Source organism: Lutibacter sp. (assembly GCF_013041805.1).
In the GTDB taxonomy this organism is placed as follows: Bacteria; Bacteroidota; Bacteroidia; order Flavobacteriales; family Flavobacteriaceae; genus Lutibacter.
On record NZ_JABDRI010000077.1, the window covers coordinates 1 to 25233 of the forward strand.

The window sequence follows — 25233 nt, forward strand, 5'->3', positions numbered from 1 at the left end:
CGCTAAAGATTATTGATTTATGGTGTATATGTTTACCTATAATTTACTGAGCATTCCAATAAAAAATGTCAAATCTAAATATAGCAAGTATTTATATTGTTTTGTAAATATTTTCAGAAGTAAAATAATTTTCTGATTATACCAAATAAAAAAAGGGGCGTTTGCCCCTTTTTAAACTAATTTTTATTGGTAATTATTCAATGTAAGACCATTAATTTGGACCATTCAATATAACACCATTTACTTGAGTAACTTTTGCGCTATTATGACCATGTTGGATAATATCAGTATAGTTATTTCCTTCATTAGCGTATTGCCAAACATTAGCAGTGTTCATTCCTCCTCTACCACTTTTTTGATAAATGTCACTAAAATTCTTAAAACCATTCACTGACGTTTGCTCAACACATGCTTTATTTCCCATACCCCATCGACTATATTGATTTATTAAAGATGTATTCACATCTGAACCTCCAAAAGCAGTATCTGACATTTGCGTTTCAACAGAGAAATTATTATCACCATGTTGGTTTGAAGTTGCATTGTTTAAACTACCATCTTGAACTTGCTTAGCTTGGTTATAACTACCTCTTTGATAAATAGTTGCTGTGCTACCTTCAACAGCATCAGCTCCTGAACGTTGATCTTGTTCAGCATAATTTTGATTTCCAAATTGAGTAATTGAAGCCCAATTGTTATCGTATCTAACTTTTTGAAAAGCTAAATTATCATTTCCTAATTGATCAATTTCAGTATAATTGTCTTCAGCCCAACCTACTCCTATGTCTACATAAGAATAATTTCGTTCTCCGTCTTGATTAACCCAAGTTAAATTTCCATTACCGTGTTGCCCAATTTCAGATTCATTATCTATTCCTTGTTGTAGCGTGTAAGCTTCATTCATATACCCTTGTCCGTTTCCATTTCCGTGCATTTTACCATCTTGAGTAATTTGAGATTCGTTACCATTACCAAATTGTTGAGCTTCTGCTTCATTGGTACCTGTTTGAAAAATTCTAACTTGATTAGCTGTTGAAGCAGTACCAATAAAATTACCAGATATTGGAGCCTCAATTTGTTCTATTCCACAATCTGCACATTCTCTTAAATCATTCATAACTGTTTCTTGTGTTTGTGTTTGTGCAAACAACATACTTGTAGCAAATAAACATGCTACTACTACTAATAATTTTTTCATAATAATAAAATTTTAAACATTAATAAATAATAATTTTTACTCAAAATTTATAGAGGGAATTTTACGGCATAACAATTAGGCATAAATAGAACCCAAAAAGATATAAGATATTATTCTTTCCGCTAAAACAGCACTATAAATTCTTAAAGGAGGTTAAAACAATTTTTGAGGTTTAAACGGTGGGGAAATTGTTATTAAATGGGGAGTTTAAAATCTATGAATTTCTTCATATTTACAATTTCTACCACTAAGATAAATACTATTTAGTCTTTTTAAGGAAAAATAGAATACTATTTTGCAAATTGTAGTAAACTTTAAATAAATGGGAAAAATTGAATTATTTTATGTTACTTTCGTTACATATTTAATCTAGAATAGATTTTTAACAACCGAATTTAAACAATTTTACAAACCGGTAAAAACAAGAAAACCTCGCTAAAGCGAGGTTTTCTTACTATTTTAAAAAACTATCGTGTAAATAACAACTCTCTATATTTTGTCAATGGCCAAAGCTCATCATCAATCATAAGCTCTAATTTATCACAATGATGTCTTATCTCATCAAAAAATGGTTTCACTTTAAAGCAGTAAGCTTCAGCCTTTGCTTCAACATTTTCTAATACATTCGCTTTTTTACGCGCATTAATCATTTGATCAATTTTAGCATGAATACCTTCAATATGTACAGAAATTCTTTTAATTAACTGTAATTGTTCTGCCGCATGTTGTTCAAAATCTTTTCCAAATATTTCTTTTAAACCGGTTACATTTTTAATTAATAAATTTTGATAACGCACAGCAGTAGGCACCACATGATTTCCTGCTATATCACCTAAAACTCGAGATTCTATTTGAATACGTTTGGTATACTCTTCAATTTCAATTTCATAACGAGCTTCTGTTTCAACTTTACTCATAACATCCATTTCTTCAAACAAAGCTAGGGACTTTTTAGAGACTTTTGCCTTTAATGCTTCAGGTGTTGTTTTATTATTGCTTAAACCCCTTCTTTTTGCTTCTTTAGCCCACTCTTCTCCATAACCATTACCTTCAAATAATATTTTTTTGGATTGCTTGATATATTCTCTTAACACATTAAAAATAGCTTCATCTTTCTTTAAATCTTTTGTATCAATTAAATGATCTACCGCAATTTTAAAATCTTTTAATTGTTTCGCAACAATTGTATTTAACACTTTCATTGGTTTTGCACAGTTTTCAGAAGAACCCACAGCTCTAAACTCAAACTTATTTCCTGTAAATGCAAAAGGAGAAGTTCTATTTCTATCGGTGTTATCTAATAATACATCTGGAATTTTACCAACAACATTTAATTTAAGGTCCGTTTTTTCTTCAGGAGATAATTTACCATTGGTTACATTTTCTAATTCTTTTAACACTTTGGTTAATTGCTCTCCAATAAATACTGAAATAATAGCAGGTGGAGCCTCATTAGCGCCAAGTCTATGATCGTTACTAGCAGATGCGATAACCGCTCTCAATAATTCCTCATTATCATTAACAGCTTTAATTGTATTAATAAAAAATGTTAAAAATTGAAGGTTACTCATCGGTGTTTTTCCGGGCGACAATAAATTTACTCCAGAATCTGTTGATAACGACCAATTATTATGTTTTCCCGATCCATTTACTCCTGCAAATGGTTTCTCATGGAACAAGACTTTAAAATGATGTCTAGCTGCCACTTTGCCCATCAAATCCATTAATAAGGAGTTATGATCTACCGCTAAATTTGCTTCTTCAAAAATAGGTGCTAATTCGAATTGATTTGGAGCCACTTCATTATGACGTGTTTTTGCAGGAATTCCAAGCAACATGCATTCCGTTTCTAAATCTCGCATGAAATTTAAAGCTCTACCAGGAATAGAACCAAAATAATGATCATCTAATTGTTGCCCTTTTGCCGGAGAATGACCTAACAAGGTTCTACCGGTTAAAATAATATCTGGTCTACTCTCAGCTAAAGCTTGGTCTATTAAAAAATATTCTTGCTCCCAACCTAATGATGAAGTTACTTTTTTAACATTCTTATCAAAATATTTACATACTGCTGTGGCCGAATTATCTACCGCTTGAAGAGCTCTCAATAATGGCGTTTTATTATCTAATGCTTCGCCAGTATATGCAACAAATATTGTTGGAATACTTAAAGTAGTACCATATATAAATGCTGGTGAGGTAGGATCCCAAGCTGTGTATCCACGCGCTTCAAACGTATTTCTAATTCCTCCATTGGGAAAACTAGATGCATCAGGCTCTTGCTGAACTAATTGATTTCCTCCAAATTTTTCTATCGCAATTCCCCCGCCAATAGTTTCAAAAAAAGCATCATGTTTTTCAGCGGTTGCACCAGTTAATGGCTGAAACCAATGCGTGTAATGAGTAACACCTTTTGACAATGCCCATTCTTTCATTGCTGAAGAAACCTGATCGGCAATTTTTCGATCAATTTTTGTCCCGTGATCAATAGCGTTCATTACTCCCTTGTAAGCATCTTTTGTTAAGTATTGACGCATGGTGCTTTCATCGAACACATTTTTACCAAATAATTCCGATCGCTTTATATTCTCAATAACTTTTATAGGTTTTCTACTTCCAGCTTCTAACAATGCTTGAAATCTAATTTTTGCCATGATTTTAATTTTTTCTTGAACAAATATAAAACTTTCTAAGCATACTATGTAAAATTACAAAAGTAATTTATAACGATTTATTATGCCTTACCCTATTAAAAATTAGGGTTTGACTTATTTTTTTATATAATTTTTTAATTATACCCCTATTTTTTTTTGTAACATGATAAAAATAATTACTTTTGACAAATATTTATGAATATCTTAAATTATTAACATATATGAGCAAATCAAAATTAGAGTACATTTGGTTAGATGGGCATCAACCAACTCAAGAATTAAGAAGTAAAACAAAAATTGAAAATGATTTCAGTGGAAAATTAGAAGATTGTGACATTTGGTCTTTCGATGGTTCTTCTACAGAGCAAGCTGAAGGAAGTTCTTCCGACTGTTTATTAAAGCCTGTGGCAATCTACCCAGATCCTGCTAGACAAAATGGTTTTTTAATAATGTGTGAGGTTTTAAATGCTGATGGGACTGCTCACGAATCTAATCATAGAGCTACTATTGATGATGATGATGATGATTTTTGGTTTGGATTTGAACAAGAATATTTCCTAATGGACTCTAAAACAGATTTACCATTAGGTTTTCCAAGAGGTGGTTTTCCAGGTCCACAAGGTAAATATTACTGCTCTGTTGGCGGTAGATATACTTGGGGTAGAGAATTCGTGGAAGAACATGCTGATTTATGTTTAGACGCAGGACTTAACTTTGAAGGAATCAATCAAGAAGTTGCTCCCGGACAATGGGAATTTCAATGTTTTGCAAAAAGCGCTAAAACCGCTGGTGACGAAATTTGGATTGCTAGATACCTACTAAATAGATTGTCTGAAAAATACAATTACTATATTGAATTACATCCAAAACCAGTAAAAGGTGACTGGAATGGTTCTGGTATGCACGCGAATTTTTCAAACTCTGTATTAAGAACTTGTGGCTCCAAAGAAATTTACGAAAAAATATGTGAAGCTTTTAGACCTGTAACAGATGAACATATTGGTGTTTATGGAGCTTATAATGATGAGCGACTAACTGGACTTCATGAAACAGCTCACGTTTCTGATTTTAGTTATGGTGTTTCAGATCGTGGAGCTTCTATAAGAATTCCAATTATTACAGTTGAAAAAGGATGGAAAGGCTGGCTAGAAGACCGAAGACCAGCATCAAATGCTGATCCATACAAAGTAGCAAGCAGAATAATTGATACTGTAAAATCTGCCAAAATTTAATACTTAACTAAAATTTCAATAATAGAAAAACACCGCAATTGCGGTGTTTTTTTATGAATACATTTATCATTTACTATTTGAACATACCTACTATAAACACAACATAAAGCACCAACAAAATTAAACCTTCTTTCCAGCTAAGCTTCATTTTAACCGGAGCAAAAACTAATGGAAATACTAAGAAAGCTATTCCGAGCATCCAAAAAATATCATTTGATAACAAACCACTATCACTAATGGTAATAGGAGTAATTATAGACGTTAAACCTAACACCGCTAATATATTAAACACATTTGAACCAATTAAATTCCCCAAAGAAATAGCCTTTTCCTTTTTTATAACAGCAATAATTGACGCCGCCAATTCCGGAATACTTGTACCTATAGAAACTATGGTAATACCTATTACGCGTTCACTTACATTAAACGCTTTAGCCAGGTTTACAGCACCATCAATTAACAATTCTGAACCTCCCCAAAGAGCAACTCCACCAAGAACCAAAAAAATTACAATTTTATGTAAAGGCAACTTTTCATCATCTTCTGGCATTTCATCAACAACTGCGGTTTTTTGAAATCGCAATAAATACACTAAGAATATAATTAGAAAAGAAAATAAAATAATACCCTCATAACGTTGTAAAACACCATCAAAAACAATAAATAAATATAACATAACTGACGAAATCATCATAATGGGCCAATCTGTTTTATAAAAACTCTTTTCAACACTTATCGTTGAAATTAAAATTGTGATTCCTAACACCAAACCTAAATTAGCAATATTAGAACCTATAACATTTCCAAAAGCAATATCTGCGTGATTTTCTAGAGCCGATTTTATACTTACAATTAATTCTGGTGCTGAAGTAGCAAACGAAACCACAGTCATACCAATTACAATTTTAGGTATGTTTAAATGAAGTGAAAAACCAACAGCCGATTTCAACAACCAGTTCCCTCCTATTATTAACAACAATAAGCCAAGTCCAATAAATACTAAATCCATCAATAAAAAATTTTTGTAAATATAACTGAATTATATATTTAAAAACTTGCTATATGAAACTTAATGTTTTGTTAAATAACTATTTTAATAGTTGAATAACTACAAAAATAGTTTACATTTGATTTTAACTTGACTAAAAAGCCTATTATTTTTAGTTTCAGTTTAAAATGACACCAAATTTAACTGACTAAACCATGGAGAAATTAACAACTAAAGAAGAAGAAATAATGCAAGTTCTTTGGAAGCTCAAAAAAGCTTTTGTAAAAGAAATTGTAGAGAAATTACCTCAACCAAAACCACATTACAATACGGTGTCAACAGTAATTCGAAAAATGGAAAGCAAAAAATACGTGAAACACGAAGCTTTTGGAAACACACACAGATATTATCCTACCATTTCGAAAGAAGAGTATAGAAAAAGTTACTTCTCACAAGCAACAGAACATTATTTTGAAAATTCTTATAAAAACGTAGTTTCATTTTTTGCAAAAGAAGAAAAAATTAGCGCTAATGAGTTAAGAGAAATTATAAAACTAATTGAAAACAAACAATAGATATGGAATACTTACTAAAAGCAAGCGGTCTAGTGCTTATCCTATTTTTGTTTTACGCATTAGTTTTAAAAAACGAAACTTTTTTTACATCAATCAGAACCTATTTTGTCTTTAGTTTACTGTTAGTGTTAATAGTACCTCTTGTTGAAATACCTATTTATATTGAGAAAGTTTCTGCACAAATTAGTCAAATTAATTATTCAGAAATAACAACTAGCGCCATTAGTTCAAATAAAATTGAATGGACAACCATTTTAACATTCCTATACCTAATTGGCGTTGCAATTTTCAGTATACGATTTCTAATTCAACTAACTTCATTACTAAATTTAGTAGTAAATAAAAAGCTCAATAAGCAGGGCAAGTATTATTTTCTCGAGACTTCAAAAGACATTTCTCCATTTTCATTTTTTAATATTATTATTTATAACAAAACTCAGTTTTCAACGAAAGAACTTAAACTTATTATTACACACGAAAAGGTACATGCACAGCAATGGCATACTATTGATACGCTTCTATCTCATTTATTAGTAATTCTTTTATGGTTTAATCCGTTTGTTTGGCTGTTTAAAAAAGCAGTACAACAAAATTTAGAATTCTTAGCAGATGCAAAAGCCCTAGAACAAGCGAATGATCATAAACTATATCAACTCACATTATTAAAAACTTCTGGTGCTCAATTCTGTACAGAAATAACCAATAACTTTTACAATTCACTACTTAAAAAAAGAATAATTATGTTACAAAAAAACAAATCAACAATGAAGAATCAATGGAAATATACACTGCTTCTGCCAATACTATTCGCCTTTGTATTTACGTTCAATACAAAAACAATTGCTCAAGAAAAAAAATTAATAGAGTTAGAAGGTGTTAGCAAATTAGAGGTTACTTTAATAATAGATAAAAACTCCACAAACGAAAAACTTAATAAAGAAGCAGCTTTTTTTAAAAAAGAATTTGATATTACAGTAAAATTTAAAGGAATTAAAAGAAATGCTACTGATGAAATTACCGCTATTAAAATAACAGCAAAAGGAGATGGAATCGCATCTACATTTCAGAAATCTGGTACTAACCCAATACATCCAATAAGTATTTCATATGAGCAAGAAAGCAATAATTTTACAATTGGAAATGTTGCGATAAAAGAATCCATGGGTATCCATGAACTCCACACAAATGCAAACACGTTTTATGCCAAAAAAAGTGATAGTTTAGGTAATTTCTATACCGTTACATCAACATATTCTTACGATGATGATTTAGAATCTAAACTTGACAGCATACCTTACAGTGAAGAAAAAGAAATAGTAATCAATGGAAAAAAACAGAAATTTTGGATTCATAAATTAGGTGAAAAATTAATTTCAAATGATAAGATTACCGAAATTCAGTTAGAAATAAAAAATGACTCTTTACAAGAAAATATTTTAGATGAAGACAATGCAACCGAAAATGTTTTTATCATTAAAACAGATGACGATAAATTTAGCAAGCATAAAATAGTTAAAAAAGAGAATATTGTATTTCGAAGCTCTAATAATGACAAGCCACTAGTTATTGTTGACGGAAAAGAAAGATCATCTAAGGAAATGAAAGAGATTGATCCAGATTCTATTGAAAAAGTAGAAGTTTTAAAAGGAAAATCTGCAATAGATAAGTTTGGTGAAAAAGCCAAAAATGGCGTTATAATAATTACTACAAAAAAGTCATAATTTTAAATTATACAACAACCTTAAAAACACTCTTTTCTGTTGTTAGAAAAGAGTGTTTTAAATTCCAGAAAAGATAGAAACCCTTATTTTAATCAATCTGAGGCATTATTTCTTCATTACTGTAAAAATACTAAAAGAACTTACCCTTTATTTTATTTCACTTTATAACCATTAAGTATCTTTTTAATTACATTTAGTAATTATTCTGTAGCTTATATTTAACATATACAAATTGTTTTGATTAATTAGTTTATAATTAAAAGCCAAACATATTAATATCTACTCATTCCTTTGGACACAAGCAATGAAATATAATATCTTGATTTAAGAATTAATTTAAACTCAATTTATTAACCTAAAATCTCTAAAAAATGACAACTATCTTTATCCTAGTGACTGAAATTGTATTAACCATTATTAATACGCTATTTTAGTAAAATTCACATCCTACTTTTGTAGGATTTTTTTCTTTACTACTTTTACGCTATGAAAAAACAAGTATTTAAAATTTTGGCTAAATTTAATTCCCTAATATTACCCAGCTTTTCTAAAAAACAACTCGACATGAGTAAAGCCAAAAAATGGCAGTTAGCCATAATTGGCTGGCGTTATTTTATAACAAAAAATAGTTTGTAAATAATTAAAAAATAGTATATTTGCACGCTCAAAACGGCCTCGTGGCGCAACTGAATAGCGCATCTGATTACGGCTCAGAAGGTTACAGGTTTGAATCCTGTCGAGGTCACAAAATATAAAACGCAACTACTTATTTCATAAGTAATTGCGTTTTTTTATTTAATAACAATAACTAAAATGATTAAATTACTCTTCTAAAAAGAAACAAAATAAATTGAACCTCAATGAATCCAATAGATGTTTTAAAAATCGTGGAATTAAAAATATTAATCAATTTAATATTCCCATTTTACAAAAGCTTCCATAGCTGCGTAATCAGCTAACCCTAACTCTTTGTACTTTACAGCTGTTTTATTATTTCTGTCTTCAGCACGCATCCAAAACTCTCTAATATCATTTCCTTGAAACATCACTCCATCCTTTTGAGATTGATGGAAAAATATTGCCTTCCTCTTCTTTAATACTTGATCTGGGCTCATAGGAACCGCCATATCAATTTCATCTATATCCCATTCTTGCCATGCCCCCCTATAAAGCCATAACCAACAATCACGCATATATGGTTTTGGTTTTAAAATTTTTAAAGCTTCGAATAAAGCATCTAAACTAACTCTGTGTGTACCGTGAGGGTCTGCTAAATCTCCAGCTGCATAAATTTGATGTGGTTTTATTTTTTCAATGATAGCGCACATTAAGTTGATATCTGCTTCTCCCAATGGATTTTTTTTAATACTCCCCGTTTCATAAAAAGGTAAATTCAGGAAATGCACATGTTCATCTGGGACTCCTAGATACCGAGTTGCGGCAAAAGATTCACACTGACGAATCTTCCCCTTTAATCTTCTAACATCTACACTATCAATTGAGTTATCCTTTTTTGAAACAATATCGTCGATAATCTTTTTCATCAATCCGTTGTCATTATTACAACCCATTCCCTTTGTTACTTCCGCAAATTTAAGTGCTTCATGATTAGAAACCGCTATATTTCCAGAAGTTTGATACGCCACATGCACCTCGTGGCCTTGCTCCACCAATCTATCAAAAGTTCCTCCCATAGAAATCACATCATCATCGGGGTGCGGACTAAAAATTAAAACTCGTTTTTTAGCAGGAAAAGCTCTTTCTGGTCTATACGTGTCATCAGCATTTGGCTTACCACCTGGCCAACCAGTAATTGTATGCTGAACCTTATTAAACATTTTAATATTTAAGTTGTAAGATGAACCTTCTTCTGCCAATAAACCAGACATTCCGTGGTCATTATAGTCTTCATCAATTAACTTTAAAATTGATTTCCCTGTTTTTTGGCATAACCATATAATAGCTTTGCTTTTCAATTTTTCATCCCAAGAACAAGGCCCTACAAGCCAAGGCGTTTTAATTCTTGTTAATTCAGATGCCGCCTCAAGATCTAAAATAAATGTTGCGTTATTGTGCTGTTGTAAATAAGTTGCAGGAACTTTAGACGAAATATCACCCTCAATTGTCTCTTTTATAATAGAAGCCTTATTTTGACCCCAAGCCAATAATATGATTCGCTTCGCTTTTCGAACGGTCTTGATACCCATTGTAATAGCTTTTTTGGGAACATTATCAATCCCTAAAAAAGATGTTGCGGCATCGAATCGAGTAATGTAGTCTAAAATAATACTACGTGTTTCTGAATTAAAGTGCGAACCTGGCTCATTAAAACCAATATGCCCAGTTCTACCAATACCTAACAATTGTAAATCAATCCCTCCTTCTTCTCCAATTTTATTTTCATAGTCTATACAATATTGATGTAATTCATCAACTGAGACTGTTCCATCTGGAATATGAATATTTTCAGGCAAAATATCTATATGATTGAATAAATGCTCGTGCATAAAGTAATGATAGCTTTGTATGTTTTCTTTCGTCATTGGGAAATATTCATCCAAATTAAAAGTAACAACGTTTTGAAAGCTTAAGTTTTCTTCTTTATGCATCCTAACCAACTCTTCATAAACTTTTATTGGAGAAGAACCTGTTGCTAAACCTAAAACACATTTCTCATCATTTAAATCTTTACGAATAATTAAGTCTGCAATTTCTTTAGCAACTTTAATTGATCCATCTTTCGAGTTTTGAAAAATAACGTTATGTTTTTTTTCAAATCTTGTTTCTTCAAATTTACCAGACTCTTCGTAGGTGATACTTTTTGATAAGTTGGATAATTTAGCTTCCATTTCTAATGATTTATAATTTACAACTACAAAATTACAAAAAATCACTTAAAATTGCACATTTTTTTGCCGTTTTATGCATTTTTATGAGTTATTTATTGATAAATAAACCTAAATTAGCTTATAAAAACCCGTAAACGGTCAATATGATAAATAAAACTTGCATAATATTAGCACATATAACAAGTAAAATATTAAATTTGTGCAACACTTTAAATAGAACGGCTTTCAATTAGCTTATATTTTATTAAAAAGAAAACGATGCTTAAAGAAGAAAGACACCATCAAATATTAGATAAGATCAAGCTAAACAGAAAAGTTTTATCCTCCGATCTTAGCATTGAGCTACAAGTCTCTGAAGATACAATAAGAAGAGATCTAAATGAATTATCAGCAAAAGGTTTTATTAAAAAAGTTCATGGCGGCGCACTCCCAATAGATGCGAAAGCGCCTTCATACGAAGAAAGAAAGTTCTCAAGTTTAAAGGAGAAAAATAGTATTGCTAAAAAAGCCGTAAGCCTTATAAAAGATGGCCAAGTAATAATCATGAGCGGGAGCACAACAAATTTACAACTAGCTAAAATAATCCCTTCAGACATTAACGCAACTATCTATACTTATAGCCTTCCAATAGCACTTCAACTTACAGAACACCCTTCTATTGAGATCATATTTATTGGAGGGAAATTAAATAAACCTGCACAAGTGACTGTTGGTCTTGATGTTGTTTCCTCAATCTCACAATTAAGAGCAGATTTATGCTTTATGGGAACTGGAGGCATTAACGTTACCAACGGAATGACAGAACCTAATTGGGAAGTTTCCCACATCAAAAAGTGCATGATTGAAGCCAGCGAAAAAGTAATTGTACTTTGCACAAGCAATAAAATCAATGAAGTTAAAAGGTATTCTGTCACTCCAATAAACAGAATAGACACCATCGTTACTGACTTAAATTCAAAGAACGAAATATTTTACTCTTTTAAAGAAAAAGGGGTTACAATTCTTTAAAACACTTGTATAAAAATAAACATATGCATTTTTATGCGTTTTTAAATGTTAAAGTTTGCGTTTTTTTAACAATTTATTAACGATATATAAAAATTAATACTACTTTTGAGTCATATATTATTATTTTAAATCCATTTTTATGAACAAAACAAATGAAAACCGCTCTTTTTTTAAGAGATTTCGATTTATGAGCAGTGTATTTGTGCTTATGATGTTAGGGTTATCCCTTCAAGCGCAAACTACATATACATTAAAAGGTAATGTAACCGATAATATTGGTCCGGTTCCTGGTGTTAGTGTGCAAATTAAGAACACCAATATGGGAGAAACTACAGACTTCTCAGGAAATTATAATTTAGAAGCTAACGTAAATCCTGGTGACTATACGCTAGTTTTTAGATCTCTTGGATTAGTGACTAAAGAGTTGAAAATTACATTAGGAACTGAAACTATAGTAGTGAATGATGTTGTAATGAACTCAGATATTCTTGGATTAGACGAAGTGGTTATTACAGGTGCTGGGGCATTAACGGCCAAAAAACAGTTAGGTAATACAATCTCTAGTGTAAAAGGATTAGCGATTACTGAATCTGCCTCTGTAGATATAACTGGAGGTCTTTCTGGTAAATTAGCGGGAATTCAAGTGACTCAGAATTCTGGTGATCCTGCAGGAGGAATTAGTGTGAGGTTAAGAAGTGCAAGTACTGTTAACGGTAGCTCTGATCCATTATATATAATAGATGGTGTAATTGTGAACAACAACTCTAATGATATATTAGGAACAACAAGTGTAGTTCAAAATAGATTATCAGATATTAGCCCTCAAGATATTGATCGAATTGAAGTAATTAAAGGTGCTGCAGCAGCAGCTATTTACGGATCTCGAGCAAGTAATGGTGTTGTTCAAATTTTTACAAAAAAAGGACAATCTGGAGAACCTGTAATTACAGTTTCGAGTAGTATAAATTTTAATTCTTTAAGAAAGAAACGTGAATTCAATGAAGAGCCATTTGATTGGGCTTCAAGTGATATTACGAATCTTGATAAAGTACCTGCTACTAGATATGATTATCAAGATATGGTTTTTGATAATTCAACCGGTACAGATAATTACGTTTCCATATCTGGTGGTAAAGAAGATACCAACTATTTTGCTTCGTTTTCTCACTTACAAAATGATGGTATTTTAAAAAGTACCGATTATGAAAGACAAAGCGGAAGAATTAGAATTAATCAGGTAATTAACGACTGGGTTTCTGCTTCATTTGGTACATATTTCTCTACAAGTAAAAGTAACGACCAACCAAACGGTGGTTATGTTGCCGGTGTACTACCTACTATTTTATTTGCTAACAACACAGTAAATCCATATCCAGATGCTGATGGAAATTATCCTGCAATGACTTTTTACCCTAATATTTTCGAGTATATTGAAACTTTTGATTTCAATCAAGAGAATAAAAGAACAATCAGTGATTTACAACTTACTTTAAACCCTTTAGATGGGCTTAAAGTAACTTATATTCTTGGTTATGATAATTCAGAATCTATTGGAAATTCATATATTCCAATTGGAACAACAACAAGAGTCTTAGGTAATGCATCACAATCTTCAATAAGCACTACACAACTAAATAGCGATTTAAATGCTTCTTTTGATAAGGACATTAATGATAATATAAAATCAACAACAACAGGTGGATTTTCTTGGCAATCAGACAAAACAATGCTAAGCTCAATTTCTGCCAGTGGTTTAGCTTTAGGAGTCAAAACTACAAATGGTGCGGCTTCCATTTCAACAAATGAAATTAGAAGTGAAAGAAGTTTTTGGGGAGGATTCCTACAACAAACATTTGGTTTTAATGACAAACTTTTTGTGACTGGAGCAATTAGATTGGATGGTTCTTCAGTATTTGGTAAAGACGAAAGAAATCAATTTTACCCAAAAGCAAGTATGTCTTATTTACTTTCTGAAGAAGATTTTTGGGAGAATAATTTTGGATCTTCAATTAACAGCTTTAAAGTAAGAGCAGCCTGGGGACAAGCAGGGAATTTAACAGCTATTGGACCATTTGATAGATTATCAAATTACTCAGCAATTAGTATTGATGGATCATCAGGTTTAATTGCTCCTACAAGATTAGGGAATGCTGATTTGAGGCCTGAAAGACAAACGGAATTAGAATTTGGTATAGATATGGGTCTATTTGATAATAAAGTTGGTGTAGAACTTACGTATTACGAGCAAGATATTGAAGATCTTTTATTAGCTAGAACACTATCTCCTTCTACAGGTTTTGGATCAAGAGTAGAAAATATTGGAACAATGACGAACAAAGGTTTTGAAGCATTAATTACAGCTACTCCAATTCAAACTAAAGACTTTAGCTGGTCGGTTACAGGTACTTATTCTACAAATACAAATGAAGTAAATGATATTGAAGGTGAACAATTCGGAATTGGTAACTTTGGTTTTTCAGTTGCTAAAAACGGACAACCTTTAGGTGTGTTTTATCAAGGATACTATGCAAGAAATGATGATGGAAGTCTACTTTTAACTCCTGGAGGAATACCACAAAGAGAAAAAGGTTCTTACGATGCTAATGGAGATCCTGTTCCTATGAGAGATGCATCAGGCCAACCTACTGGCGCTAACCTTAGTAAGGTTATTGGTGATCCAAATCCAGATTTTATCGCTTCTCTTATTAATGAACTTAAATATAAAAATTTCTCATTTAGATTACAATTTGATGCTGTTCAAGGTGTTGATGTATTGAGCTGGGATACGCGTATGTTCTATCGTTTTGGTGGAGGTGCACAAACAGGCAGTGAATTAAGTGGAGAAAGTGTAAGAGGAACTGGTGCTGCTAATTTTGGTATTGCTGAGTCTTATATTGAAGATGGTTCGTACATAAAATTAAGAGAAGTCTCTGCTTCCTATTTATTAAAAGATCCTTTGAAAGGAATTGATAATGTTAAATTTACTTTAACTGGACGTAATTTATTCTCAATAGATAATTTCTCTGGTTACGATCCTGAAGTGAATATGGACGGACAAAGTAATGGTGCTAGAGGTGGTATTATGGGACTTGTTCCAATACCTAGTGTAATTAAATTTGGTGTAACAGCTACTTTTTAAGAATAAATTAAAACTATAATAAGATGAAAAATATAAAAATATTTACAATAATAGGTGCTTTGCTTATTAGCAGTAGTTTGTTTACTGCCTGCGACACCGATTTTGAAAATCCAAATAACCCAACTGAAGATGTTGTTTTGGGAACAAAAGAAGGGCTCTTTGCCCTAGCAACAGGGATAAGACAGTATTATTCAGTAACCGCTTTAAGACAAATTATAGAGGCTCCTGGAATTACCACTAGAGAGTTAGGTGTAACTAACACATTTTTAAACATTAATGAGTTAGCGAAAGGTGGAGCTGAATTACCAGCAGAAAGTGGTGGTATTACAAATCCATGGGTAAATCTTCTAAGAGTTAAAGGAATGGCTGAGTCATTAATTCTGGGCGCTAATGAAGTTGAACTTTCTGCGGGTACCAGAAGTGGTGTTTTAGCCTATGGAAACCTTTTCAAAGCGATGAGCTTAGGAGCTCTTATTCAAATGTTTGAACAAGTACCAATTGATAACGCTGCTGATGGAGCTGCCGAATTTAGTGATAGAGCCACAGTGTTAGCAACATGTATTTCATTGCTAGAAGAAGCCAAAGATGCTATGGCTTCAGCGCCAATTTCGGATGATTTTAAGTCAACTGTTTTATGGTCTGATATGAATTTAGAAAAAACAGTAAATGCATTTCTATCAAGATACTATTTATTGGCTGGAAATTATACAGAGTCAATTAATGCGGCGAACGCAGTATTAAATAACAGTGACGCAACCAATTCTATGTGGATTTACGATGCTAATAATCAAAATCCTATTTGGAATCGTACGGTAAATTCTGCCGATTTAAACCCTCAAACAAATTTTGGACTTCTAGGAGCATATATTCCTGAAGCTGGAGATGGTAGAGTTAATTTCTACTTAGGAAATGATGCTGGTTTAGCCAACGCAGATGCTGGTGGGCAACCTCTCAGTGAAATGCTTGGGTTCTTTGGAACTAATACAGCAGGTATACCAATCTATCTTCACGGAGAAATGTTATTAAACAAAGCTGAGGCATTCGCAAGACAAAGTCAGTTGTCTGAAGCAGTTACTCAACTAAATTTAGTTCGACAAAAAAATAATGATCCACTTGGTGTTAATGCTAACTTACCGGCTTGGACAGGTGATGAAACAAATCAAAATGCTATTTTAGAAGAAATTTATAAAAATAGATGTATTGAATTATTTTTAACTGGATTGAGATTTGGAGACAGCAAAAGATTTCATCCTGATTTTGCAGTTCCTACCGCAGCTAGTACAACCAACGAAAGGAATAGAAATAACTACCCTTATCCAACTATTGAGAGAGAAAATAATCCAAATACACCCGCAGACCCAAGTATTTAATTGAATGTTGTTTTTTATATAATTATAAACGGGGTTTCAAAGAAATTTGTAAACCTCGTTTATTCATAATAGCTAATTTTACAAATTTTATATACGCATACCTTATAAGTTAGTATTTTTGGTTTTTTAATGAAAACTAAATACTAATACCTATATTTCTATTTAAAATAAATTTATGAGTCCAACACTAATTTTATTAATTATAGTTTCCTATTTTGGAGTACTTCTATTAATTTCTCATTTTACCTCAAAAAACACGAGTGATGAATCTTTCTATACAGGAGATAGAAAATCACCTTGGCAAGTGGTGGCATTTGGAATGATTGGCGCTGTAATTTCAGGAGTTACATTCGTTTCGATCCCTGGAATGGTTGGTACAAATTATTTCTATTATCTGCAATTTGTTTTTGGAAATGTTGTTGGATATGTGTTTATAACTTATGTGTTAATTCCCATATACTACGATTTAAAATTAGTTTCAATTTACACCTATCTTGAAACAAGATTTGGAATAAAATCGTATAAAACTGGTTCTCTATTTTTTTTAATTTCTCAATCATTTGGAGCTGCACTTCGTTTACTATTAGCTGCAAAAATTTTACAATATGCAGTATTTGAGGCATTTGGTGTTCCTTTTTATGCAACTGTACTTATTATACTCGTATTAATTTGGCTATACACACATAAATCGGGGATTAAAACAATTGTTTGGACTGATACTTTACAGACGTTTTTTTTAATTACTGCAGCAGTTGTTTCGATATACGTGGTAAAAGACTCATTAAACTTAAGCTTCTCTGAAACAATCACATCCGTAACAAATCATAAATATTTTAAAATATTTAATTGGGATTTTAATGCTGGAAGTAACTTTTTTAAACAATTTATTTCAGGTATTTTAATTGCAGTTGCAATGATAGGTTTAGATCAAAATATGATGCAAAAAACCTTAACATGCAAGAATAAAAAAGAAGCACAACAAAATATATTATCCTTTAGTATTATTTTGGCCGTAACCCAATTTCTTTTTTTAGGCCTAGGTGTGATGCTTTATTTATACGCTGAAAAATTTGGAATTCAATTAGAAATAGAAAATGGAAAATTTATAAATACTGATAATTTATTTCCAATGCTTTCATTAAATCATTTTGGAAAAATTGCAAGTATCAGTTTTATACTAGGAATCACAGCTGCCTCTTTTTCAAGTGTTGATTCTGCTTTAACAGCTTTAACAACGTCATTTACTCACGACTTTTTAGATATTCAACATAAAAATTCAAAAGAAAAAAAACGATTAAAAAACTATGTACTATTAGGATTTTCTATAGTCATATTTATCATAATCATGCTATTTTCGCAAAGTAAAGGCGATGTTATTTCAACTATATTTAAAGTTGCTGGTTATACTTACGGACCACTTTTAGGACTTTATTTGTTTGGAATTTTTACAAAACTAAAAATAAAAGATGCCGCAGTTCCATTTATATGTGTTTTAATGCCGCTTCTAACCTACTATTTGAATCACCTATTCATAACTCAATTTTCATTCGATTTAGGATTTATGAATATTTTAGTAAATGCACTATTAACAATAGTAAGTTTAATAATTGTAACAAAAAAAAATGAAAAATAAACCAACAACCGAACAAGCTTCGAACTATAATAATCTAGAAAAAATGAGTACCGTAGACCTACTCAAAAATATGAATGCCGAAGATAAAACAGTTCCATTAGCTATAGAGAAGGTCATTCCTTCTATTGAAAAATTAGTAGATAGTATTTATACTAAAATGAAAACTGGAGGAAGATTATTTTATATTGGTGCTGGCACAAGCGGTAGATTAGGTGTTTTAGATGCTTCTGAATGCCCACCAACATTTGGTGTTCCTGATAATTGGGTTATTGGATTAATTGCTGGAGGAGATGACGCCCTTAGAAAAGCAATTGAAAATGCCGAAGACGATCCAAATTTAGCTTGGAAAGATTTATGCGAATATGATATCTCAGAGAATGATGTTTTAGTAGGTATTGCCGCTTCTGGAACTACTCCTTATGTGATAGGAGCTCTAAAAGAAGCCAGTAAACATAATATCACTACCGGATGTATTGTTTGTAATGAAAATAGTCCTTTATCTTTAGTTGCTGACATTTCCATAGAATTAATTGTAGGTCCTGAATTTGTAACAGGAAGCACTAGAATGAAAGCTGGTACAGCACAAAAATTAGCGCTAAATATGATCACAACTTCTGTTATGATAAAATTAGGCAGAGTTAAAGACAACAAAATGGTGCATATGCAACTAAATAATAAAAAATTAGTAAACCGCGGAGTACTAATGTTAATGGATGAACTTCATATTGACCAAGAATTAGCCGCTGTACTGCTTGAAAAACATAAAAGCGTTAAAAATGTTATAGATTTTTATAAAAGCAAATTTTTATAATATGAAAAACACATCAAAACATATAATTGGCGTAATGAGCGGAACTTCATTAGATGGAATAGATATTGCGTATGTAAAAATCAATCACGATGATAATTATTCTTTTGAAATTTTAAATGCTACTACTGTTCCTTATACAAAAAAATGGAAATCGGCTTTAAAAAATGGGTTTCATTTAAAAGGGGAAGAACTCACAAAACTAGATGCTGATTATGGTATTTTTTTAGGAGAAGTCATCCAAACTTTTTTAAATAAAAACAATATTAAAAGTGTTGATTTTATTGCCTCTCACGGACATACTATCTATCATAACCCATCTAAAAATTACACGCTTCAAATTGGTAATGGCCCTTATATAACTTCAATAACTGGTAATAAAACTATATGTGATTTTAGGAGTCAAGATATTGCGCTTGGCGGACAAGGAGCTCCTTTAGTTCCTGTTGGTGATATGCTGCTTTTCTCTGAATATGATTATTGTTTAAATTTAGGGGGATTTTCAAATATTTCATTGAACGAAAATGGACAAAGAATTGCATTTGATATTTGCCCTGTAAATATTGTCCTTAACCATTATGTAGCTTCATTAAATCTTGAATACGACGACAAAGGAAAAATAGCCGCGAGTGGTGACGTTAACTTACTACTTCTTAATGAGTTAAACTCACTGCCCTTTTATAATGATTCTAAACCTAAATCTTTAGGTTACGAGTTTATTGCAGAAACTATTATACCAATTATAGACAAATATAATCTTGATACGAAAGATATACTAAGAACTTTTGTTGAACACGTTGCAGTACAAATTGCGAGAAAAATTGATTCAAACGCTTCAAAAACAATTCTTGTTGCTGGTGGTGGAGCATATAACACTTTTCTTATTCAAAAAATCCAATCATACACTAAAACGAAGCTCATCATTCCTAATGATACTATTATAAATTACAAAGAAGCGTTGGTTTTTGCATTATTAGGATTTTTAAAAGATGAAGGTCAAAATAATTGTTTAAAGAGTGTTACTGGTGCTAGTAAAGACCATTCAAGTGGTGTCATTTTTGAAATCTAAAAATGTAAATTGAAATGACTTCAATTCCTAAAAATCTCAAAGAACTATCAACATCAATTGACGGAGCTGTATATTTTGATAATTTACATAAAAGTATTTATGCTACAGATGCTTCCGTCTATAGAAAACTACCTTTAGGAGTTGCATATCCTAAACATACCAACGATTTAAAAAAATTAATTCAATTTGCTTCTAAAAACAACGTTACTCTAATTCCTAGAGCTGCAGGAACTTCATTAGCAGGGCAATGTGTAGGAGATGGCTTGGTGATAGATATTTCTAAACATTTCACCAAAATACTAGCTTTTGATGAACACAAGCAAACGATTACCATTCAGCCAGGAGTTATAAGAGATGAGTTAAATGATTTTTTGAAACCATACGGCCTATTTTTTAGTCCAAACACCTCAACAAGTAATAGATGTATGCTTGGAGGAATGGTGGGAAATAACTCTTCCGGAACTACATCAATCAAATACGGAGTTACAAGAGATAAAGTAATTAGCCTAAAAACACTTTTAAGTGATGGTACTCAGGTAGTTTTTAATGAGATAACTTCAGCAGAACTTAAGCAAAAAAGAAATGGAAACTCACTAGAAAGCCATATCTATAATTCAATTTATAATGAATTATCAACTAAAGAAACTCAAAAAGAAATACTAAAAGAATTTCCTAAGAAAAATATTCACAGAAGAAATAATGGTTATCCGGTAGATGAATTATTGAATTATGAAGAATTTGGAGGTAAAAATGATACTATCAACTTAGCAACTTTACTAACTGGAAGTGAGGGAACATTGGCTTTTACAACTGAAATAACGTTGCAACTAGATAAGCTTCCTCCTCCAAAAAACATCATGGTTGCTGCACATTTTAACAGCATTCAAGAAAGCATGGAAGCTGTGGTGATTGCCATGAATCATAATTTGTATACGTGCGAATTAATGGACAAAACCATTTTAGATTGTACAAAAAATAATAGAGAGCAATTAAAAAATAGGTTTTTTGTTGAAGGCGACCCAAAAGCCATATTAATGCTTGAAATTTGTTCTAATTCAGATGAAGAATCAAACAAATTAGCTGATAAATTAATTAGCGATTTAAAAGATAAAAATTATGGATACGCTTTTCCTAAATTAGTAAACAGTGATATAGATAAGGCCGTAAATTTACGTAAAGCAGGTCTAGGCTTATTAGGAAATATTGTTGGTGATAAAAAGTCTGTTGCTTGCATTGAAGATACTGCTGTTGACCTAAAAGATTTACCAAGTTATATTGCTGAATTTTCTAAAATGATGGAAGATTACGGGCAAGAAGCTGTCTATTATGCTCATGCTGGTGCAGGAGAACTACATTTACGCCCTATTTTAAATTTAAAGAAAAAAGAAGATGTTGCGCTGTTTAGAGAAATCACATGTAAAACTGCTAAACTCGTAAAATCATATGGAGGCTCTTTTAGTGGCGAACACGGTGATGGAATTGTAAGAGCAGAGTTTATTCCTCAAATGATTGGAGAGAAAAATTATGAACTAATAAAACGTATTAAAAACGTATTCGACCCTCAAAATATCTTTAATAAAGGAAAAATAGTAAATCCATTTCCAATGGATGAAAGCCTGCGTTATGAGATTGGTAGAAAGGAGCCAGAAATTGAAACAATTCAAGATTTTTCAGATAGTTTAGGAATTCTAAGAGCTACTGAAAAATGCAACGGCTCGGGTGATTGTAGAAAACTTCCTGAAGCTGGCGGAACTATGTGCCCTAGTTATCGCGCTACCAAAAACGAGAAAGACACAACCCGAGCAAGAGCAAATGCGCTTAGAGAGTTTTTAACAAATTCAGAAAAGCAAAATAAATTCAATCATAAAGAATTGTATGATGTTTTTGACTTGTGTTTAAGCTGTAAAGCTTGTGCGAGTGAATGCCCTAGTAATGTTGATGTAGCAGCTTTAAAAGCCGAATTTTTACATAATTATTACAAAGAAAATGGTATTCCTTTCAGAACAAATATGTTTGCTAATAATGTGAAATATAATAAATTAGGTAGCCTTACTCCTACTTTCACAAATTTAATATTAAATACAAAACTCACTAAAAAACTCATGGGAATTGCTACAGAAAGAAGTATTCCTAAATTAGCTAAAAAAACGGTGTATAGCTGGTATAAAAAAAATAAAAAAAGACTACTAAATCAACCTGCTAAAAACGGAGAATTATTTCTATTTGTTGATGAATTTACAAATTATTATGATGCTGCCATTGGAATTGATACTATTGAATTATTAACAATATTAGGATATAAAGTAAACATTACACAACATGAAGAAAGCGGAAGGAGCTTTATTTCTAAAGGAATTTTAGACAAAGCAAAAGAAAAAGCCGATTTTAACGTAAACTTTTTTAAACATATTATTTCAGCTAAAAATCCATTAGTTGGTATAGAGCCCTCCGCAATTTTAACTTTTAGAGATGAATATTTAAGATTGGCTGATGATAAAAACGCAGCAAAGGAAATTTCAAATCATACGTTTACTATTGAAGAATTTATTAAACAAGAATTCGAGAAACAACATATCTCAACAAAAAGTTTTACAAACCAAGCACAAACTATAAAAATCCATGGGCATTGTCAGCAAAAATCTCTAAGCAGTACAGAACCCACTTTTCAAATGCTATCTATTCCTAAAAACTACTCTGTAACTATTATTAATTCAGGATGTTGTGGAATGGCAGGTTCTTTCGGTTATGAAAAGGAACATTACAAAATCAGTATGCAAGTTGGTGAAGACACCCTATTTCCAAAAATTAGAAATACAGAAAATAACACAATCATTGCTGCCGCTGGAACAAGTTGCAGGCATCAAATTAAAGATGGTACTAAAAGAGAATCAAAACATCCTATATCAATTTTAAGAGAAGCATTGATCTAAGATGAAATTAATTATACATACCTACAAGTTAAAATTAAAACATCCCTTCACAATTTCAAGAGGAACTAGAACTGAAATTCCATCGTTGATCGTGGAACTTCAGGAAGATGGATTTTCTGGTTTTGGAGAAGCCACTGCAAATCCTTATTACAATACTTTTGTTGAACAATTTGAAAAAGAACTTTTAGAAAAGCGCGAAATTATTGAAACCTCTTCTATTAAAACACCTGAAGAATTCTGGGATTATCTACTACCCTACTTTCAAGAAAACATGTTTTTGTTATGCGCTTTAGATGAAGCATATACAGATTTATATACTCGGAAAAAAGGGGTAAAACTTTACAACTATTGGAATTTCAATTTAGAACAGCTTCCTCAATCAAATTTTACAATTGGAATTGATACCATTGAAAATATGGTTTCAAAAATGAAAGAAATGCCTTGGCCTATTTATAAAATTAAACTAGGAACGAAAGATGATTTGAAAATAGTAACCGAATTAAGAAAACATTCAAATTCAATTTTTAGAATTGATGCAAATTGCGCTTGGAATGTTACAGAAACCGTGAAAAACTCACTTGAATTGAAAAAATTAGGTGTAGAATTTATTGAGCAACCTTTACCAGCAGATAATTGGAGAGGCTCACAAGTTGTATTTGAGAATTCATTTTTACCCATTATTGCAGATGAAAGTTGTATTATTGAAAGTGATATTGAGAAATGCTACAATCATTTTCATGGTGTAAACATAAAACTAATGAAATGTGGTGGCTTAACTCCAGCAAAAAGAATGATAGAAAAAGCCAAATCGTTAGGTTTAAAAACGATGGTTGGTTGCATGACAGAATCATCGGTTGGAATTTCAGCAATTGCACATTTAACACCTATTCTAGATTATGTTGATATGGATGGAGCTTTACTGATAAAAAATGATGTCGCAACAGGCGTAAAACTAGAAAATGGAACTACTATATTTTCCAACTTAAATGGAACAGGTGTACTTTTAAACGAATAAAATAATTACCAATGAAAAAAATACTAATCGCTAGCATCCTATTATTTTTAACGACAAGCTATGCACAGCAGCACGAACCATTAATTACAATTGATGCTGAAAACCAACATAAATGGGTTGATAGTATCATGAATCGTTTAAGCATTGATCAAAAAATTGGTCAGTTATTTATGATTCAAGCTTATTCAAATAAGGATAAAAAGCATACTGCCTATATCAAAAGAATGATAAAAAAATATCATATCGGTGGTTTAATTTTTATGCAAGGAACACCAAAAAAACAAGTCGAACTAACAAATAGTTACCAAGCAGCTTCAAAAATTCCATTGCTTATTGGTTTTGATGGTGAATGGGGATTAGATATGCGTTTAAAAAATGCATTTCGTTATCCTTGGAATATGACTTTAGGTGCTGTACAAAACAATAAACTAATAGAACAATTTGGAGAACAATTAGGAAAACACTGTAAAAGAGTTGGTATTCATATTAATTTTGCACCTGTTGTAGATATCAATACCAATCCAATAAATCCAATTATTGGCAATCGCTCTTTTGGTGAAAACAAATACAATGTAACTGAAAAAGCAATTGCTTTCACAAACGGAATGCAACGAACTGGAGTATTAGCAAATGCTAAGCATTTTCCAGGTCATGGAGATACCTCAACAGATTCACATAAAACACTTCCGTTCCTTGATTTTAGTTTAGAGCGCTTAGATTCTATCGAATTATTCCCATATAAAGAACTCTTTAAGACCGATTTAGCAAGTGTTATGATTGCTCATTTAAATGTACCTTCTTTGGAACCAAAAAAAGGAGTTCCTACTTCAATTTCTTACAAAGTAGTGACAGAACTCTTAAAGGAAAAAATGAATTTTGAAGGATTAATTTTTACAGATGCTTTAAATATGAAGGGTGCAGCAAATTATGCAAAACCAGGTGATATAGATTTAGCAGCTTTTATGGCTGGTAATGATATGCTGTTAATTCCAGAAGATGTAAAAGCTGCAGTAAAAAAATTAAAAAGTGCACTTAAAAACAATC

At 31.5% G+C, this 25233-nt stretch carries 16 protein-coding genes and 1 tRNA gene; 13 read left to right on the forward strand and 4 right to left on the reverse strand.

Features of this window, described 5'->3' with window-relative positions:
* Positions 1-211 precede the first annotated feature (211 nt).
* Positions 212-1198 (reverse strand): hypothetical protein, encoded by a 987-nt coding sequence (locus tag HKP59_RS10000; RefSeq protein WP_291806373.1) that lies wholly within the window; start codon positions 1196-1198, stop codon positions 212-214.
* Positions 1199-1665: 467 nt separating this feature from the next.
* Positions 1666-3852, reverse strand: coding sequence for a glutamine synthetase III (locus tag HKP59_RS10005; RefSeq protein ID WP_291806376.1), 2187 nt, complete (start codon positions 3850-3852; stop codon positions 1666-1668).
* A gap of 221 nt (positions 3853-4073) precedes the next feature.
* Here HKP59_RS10005 and HKP59_RS10010 point away from each other — a divergent pair, with 221 nt between their 5' ends.
* On the forward strand, positions 4074-5084 hold the full coding sequence (locus HKP59_RS10010) for a glutamine synthetase beta-grasp domain-containing protein (RefSeq protein WP_291806377.1): 1011 nt from the start codon (positions 4074-4076) through the stop codon (positions 5082-5084).
* A 73-nt stretch (positions 5085-5157) separates the two neighbouring features.
* Here HKP59_RS10010 and HKP59_RS10015 read toward each other — a convergent pair whose 3' ends face one another.
* Complete coding sequence (locus HKP59_RS10015) at positions 5158-6093, reverse strand: calcium/sodium antiporter (protein ID WP_291806380.1); 936 nt, start codon at positions 6091-6093, stop codon at positions 5158-5160.
* A gap of 194 nt (positions 6094-6287) precedes the next feature.
* Here HKP59_RS10015 and HKP59_RS10020 point away from each other — a divergent pair, with 194 nt between their 5' ends.
* From HKP59_RS10020 to HKP59_RS10035, 3 genes are all read left to right on the forward strand, one after another.
* Positions 6288-6647, forward strand: a complete 360-nt coding sequence (locus HKP59_RS10020) for a BlaI/MecI/CopY family transcriptional regulator (RefSeq protein ID WP_291806383.1) — start codon at positions 6288-6290, stop codon at positions 6645-6647.
* Between the two features lie 2 nt (positions 6648-6649).
* On the forward strand, positions 6650-8368 hold the full coding sequence (locus HKP59_RS10025; protein WP_291806386.1) for a M56 family metallopeptidase: 1719 nt from the start codon (positions 6650-6652) through the stop codon (positions 8366-8368).
* Between the two features lie 671 nt (positions 8369-9039).
* Positions 9040-9113 (forward strand) — tRNA-Arg (locus HKP59_RS10035).
* 166 nt (positions 9114-9279) lie between these two features.
* On the opposite strand, the gene nagB is transcribed toward HKP59_RS10035, so the two are convergent.
* Positions 9280-11217: a glucosamine-6-phosphate deaminase gene (gene nagB, locus HKP59_RS10040; RefSeq protein ID WP_291806392.1), complete on the reverse strand. Its 1938-nt coding sequence runs from the start codon at positions 11215-11217 to the stop codon at positions 9280-9282.
* Between the two features lie 258 nt (positions 11218-11475).
* Here nagB and HKP59_RS10045 point away from each other — a divergent pair, with 258 nt between their 5' ends.
* The 9 genes from HKP59_RS10045 to HKP59_RS10085 all read left to right on the forward strand — a co-directional run.
* Positions 11476-12225 carry a DeoR/GlpR family DNA-binding transcription regulator gene (locus tag HKP59_RS10045; RefSeq protein WP_291806394.1) on the forward strand — a complete coding sequence of 250 codons (750 nt, stop codon included), beginning with the start codon at positions 11476-11478 and terminating at the stop codon, positions 12223-12225.
* A gap of 187 nt (positions 12226-12412) precedes the next feature.
* Positions 12413-15364, forward strand: coding sequence for a SusC/RagA family TonB-linked outer membrane protein (locus HKP59_RS10050; protein ID WP_291806396.1), 2952 nt, complete (start codon positions 12413-12415; stop codon positions 15362-15364).
* 23 nt (positions 15365-15387) lie between these two features.
* The gene (locus HKP59_RS10055; protein WP_291806399.1) at positions 15388-16734 is read left to right on the forward strand and encodes a RagB/SusD family nutrient uptake outer membrane protein; all 1347 of its coding nucleotides are present in this window, start codon (positions 15388-15390) and stop codon (positions 16732-16734) included.
* A gap of 175 nt (positions 16735-16909) precedes the next feature.
* A complete protein-coding gene (locus HKP59_RS10060; protein WP_291806402.1) occupies positions 16910-18367 on the forward strand; it encodes a sodium:solute symporter in 1458 nt (485 codons plus the stop codon).
* Positions 18357-19178, forward strand: a complete 822-nt coding sequence (gene murQ / locus HKP59_RS10065) for an N-acetylmuramic acid 6-phosphate etherase (protein WP_291806405.1) — start codon at positions 18357-18359, stop codon at positions 19176-19178. The genes HKP59_RS10060 and murQ overlap by 11 nt, the downstream gene beginning before the upstream one ends.
* A 1-nt stretch (position 19179) precedes the next feature.
* Complete coding sequence (locus HKP59_RS10070; RefSeq protein WP_291806408.1) at positions 19180-20244, forward strand: anhydro-N-acetylmuramic acid kinase; 1065 nt, start codon at positions 19180-19182, stop codon at positions 20242-20244.
* A 14-nt stretch (positions 20245-20258) separates the two neighbouring features.
* On the forward strand, positions 20259-23174 hold the full coding sequence (locus HKP59_RS10075) for an FAD-binding and (Fe-S)-binding domain-containing protein (RefSeq protein ID WP_291806412.1): 2916 nt from the start codon (positions 20259-20261) through the stop codon (positions 23172-23174).
* A gap of 1 nt (position 23175) precedes the next feature.
* The gene (locus tag HKP59_RS10080) at positions 23176-24189 is read left to right on the forward strand and encodes a dipeptide epimerase (RefSeq protein WP_291806413.1); all 1014 of its coding nucleotides are present in this window, start codon (positions 23176-23178) and stop codon (positions 24187-24189) included.
* Positions 24190-24200: 11 nt separating this feature from the next.
* Positions 24201-25233 (forward strand): glycoside hydrolase family 3 N-terminal domain-containing protein (locus tag HKP59_RS10085; protein WP_291806415.1); only part of this gene is annotated, 1033 nt, incomplete at its 3' end.

Coding starts and splice junctions, on each gene's coding strand:
- HKP59_RS10000 (WP_291806373.1), bottom strand. CDS start 1,198: ATGAAAAAATTATTAGTAGTAGTAGCATGTTTATTTGCTACAAGTATG.
- HKP59_RS10005 (WP_291806376.1), bottom strand. CDS start 3,852: ATGGCAAAAATTAGATTTCAAGCATTGTTAGAAGCTGGAAGTAGAAAA.
- HKP59_RS10010 (WP_291806377.1), top strand. CDS start 4,074: ATGAGCAAATCAAAATTAGAGTACATTTGGTTAGATGGGCATCAACCA.
- HKP59_RS10015 (WP_291806380.1), bottom strand. CDS start 6,093: ATGGATTTAGTATTTATTGGACTTGGCTTATTGTTGTTAATAATAGGA.
- HKP59_RS10020 (WP_291806383.1), top strand. CDS start 6,288: ATGGAGAAATTAACAACTAAAGAAGAAGAAATAATGCAAGTTCTTTGG.
- HKP59_RS10025 (WP_291806386.1), top strand. CDS start 6,650: ATGGAATACTTACTAAAAGCAAGCGGTCTAGTGCTTATCCTATTTTTG.
- nagB (WP_291806392.1), bottom strand. CDS start 11,217: ATGGAAGCTAAATTATCCAACTTATCAAAAAGTATCACCTACGAAGAG.
- HKP59_RS10045 (WP_291806394.1), top strand. CDS start 11,476: ATGCTTAAAGAAGAAAGACACCATCAAATATTAGATAAGATCAAGCTA.
- HKP59_RS10050 (WP_291806396.1), top strand. CDS start 12,413: ATGAGCAGTGTATTTGTGCTTATGATGTTAGGGTTATCCCTTCAAGCG.
- HKP59_RS10055 (WP_291806399.1), top strand. CDS start 15,388: ATGAAAAATATAAAAATATTTACAATAATAGGTGCTTTGCTTATTAGC.
- HKP59_RS10060 (WP_291806402.1), top strand. CDS start 16,910: ATGAGTCCAACACTAATTTTATTAATTATAGTTTCCTATTTTGGAGTA.
- murQ (WP_291806405.1), top strand. CDS start 18,357: ATGAAAAATAAACCAACAACCGAACAAGCTTCGAACTATAATAATCTA.
- HKP59_RS10070 (WP_291806408.1), top strand. CDS start 19,180: ATGAAAAACACATCAAAACATATAATTGGCGTAATGAGCGGAACTTCA.
- HKP59_RS10075 (WP_291806412.1), top strand. CDS start 20,259: ATGACTTCAATTCCTAAAAATCTCAAAGAACTATCAACATCAATTGAC.
- HKP59_RS10080 (WP_291806413.1), top strand. CDS start 23,176: ATGAAATTAATTATACATACCTACAAGTTAAAATTAAAACATCCCTTC.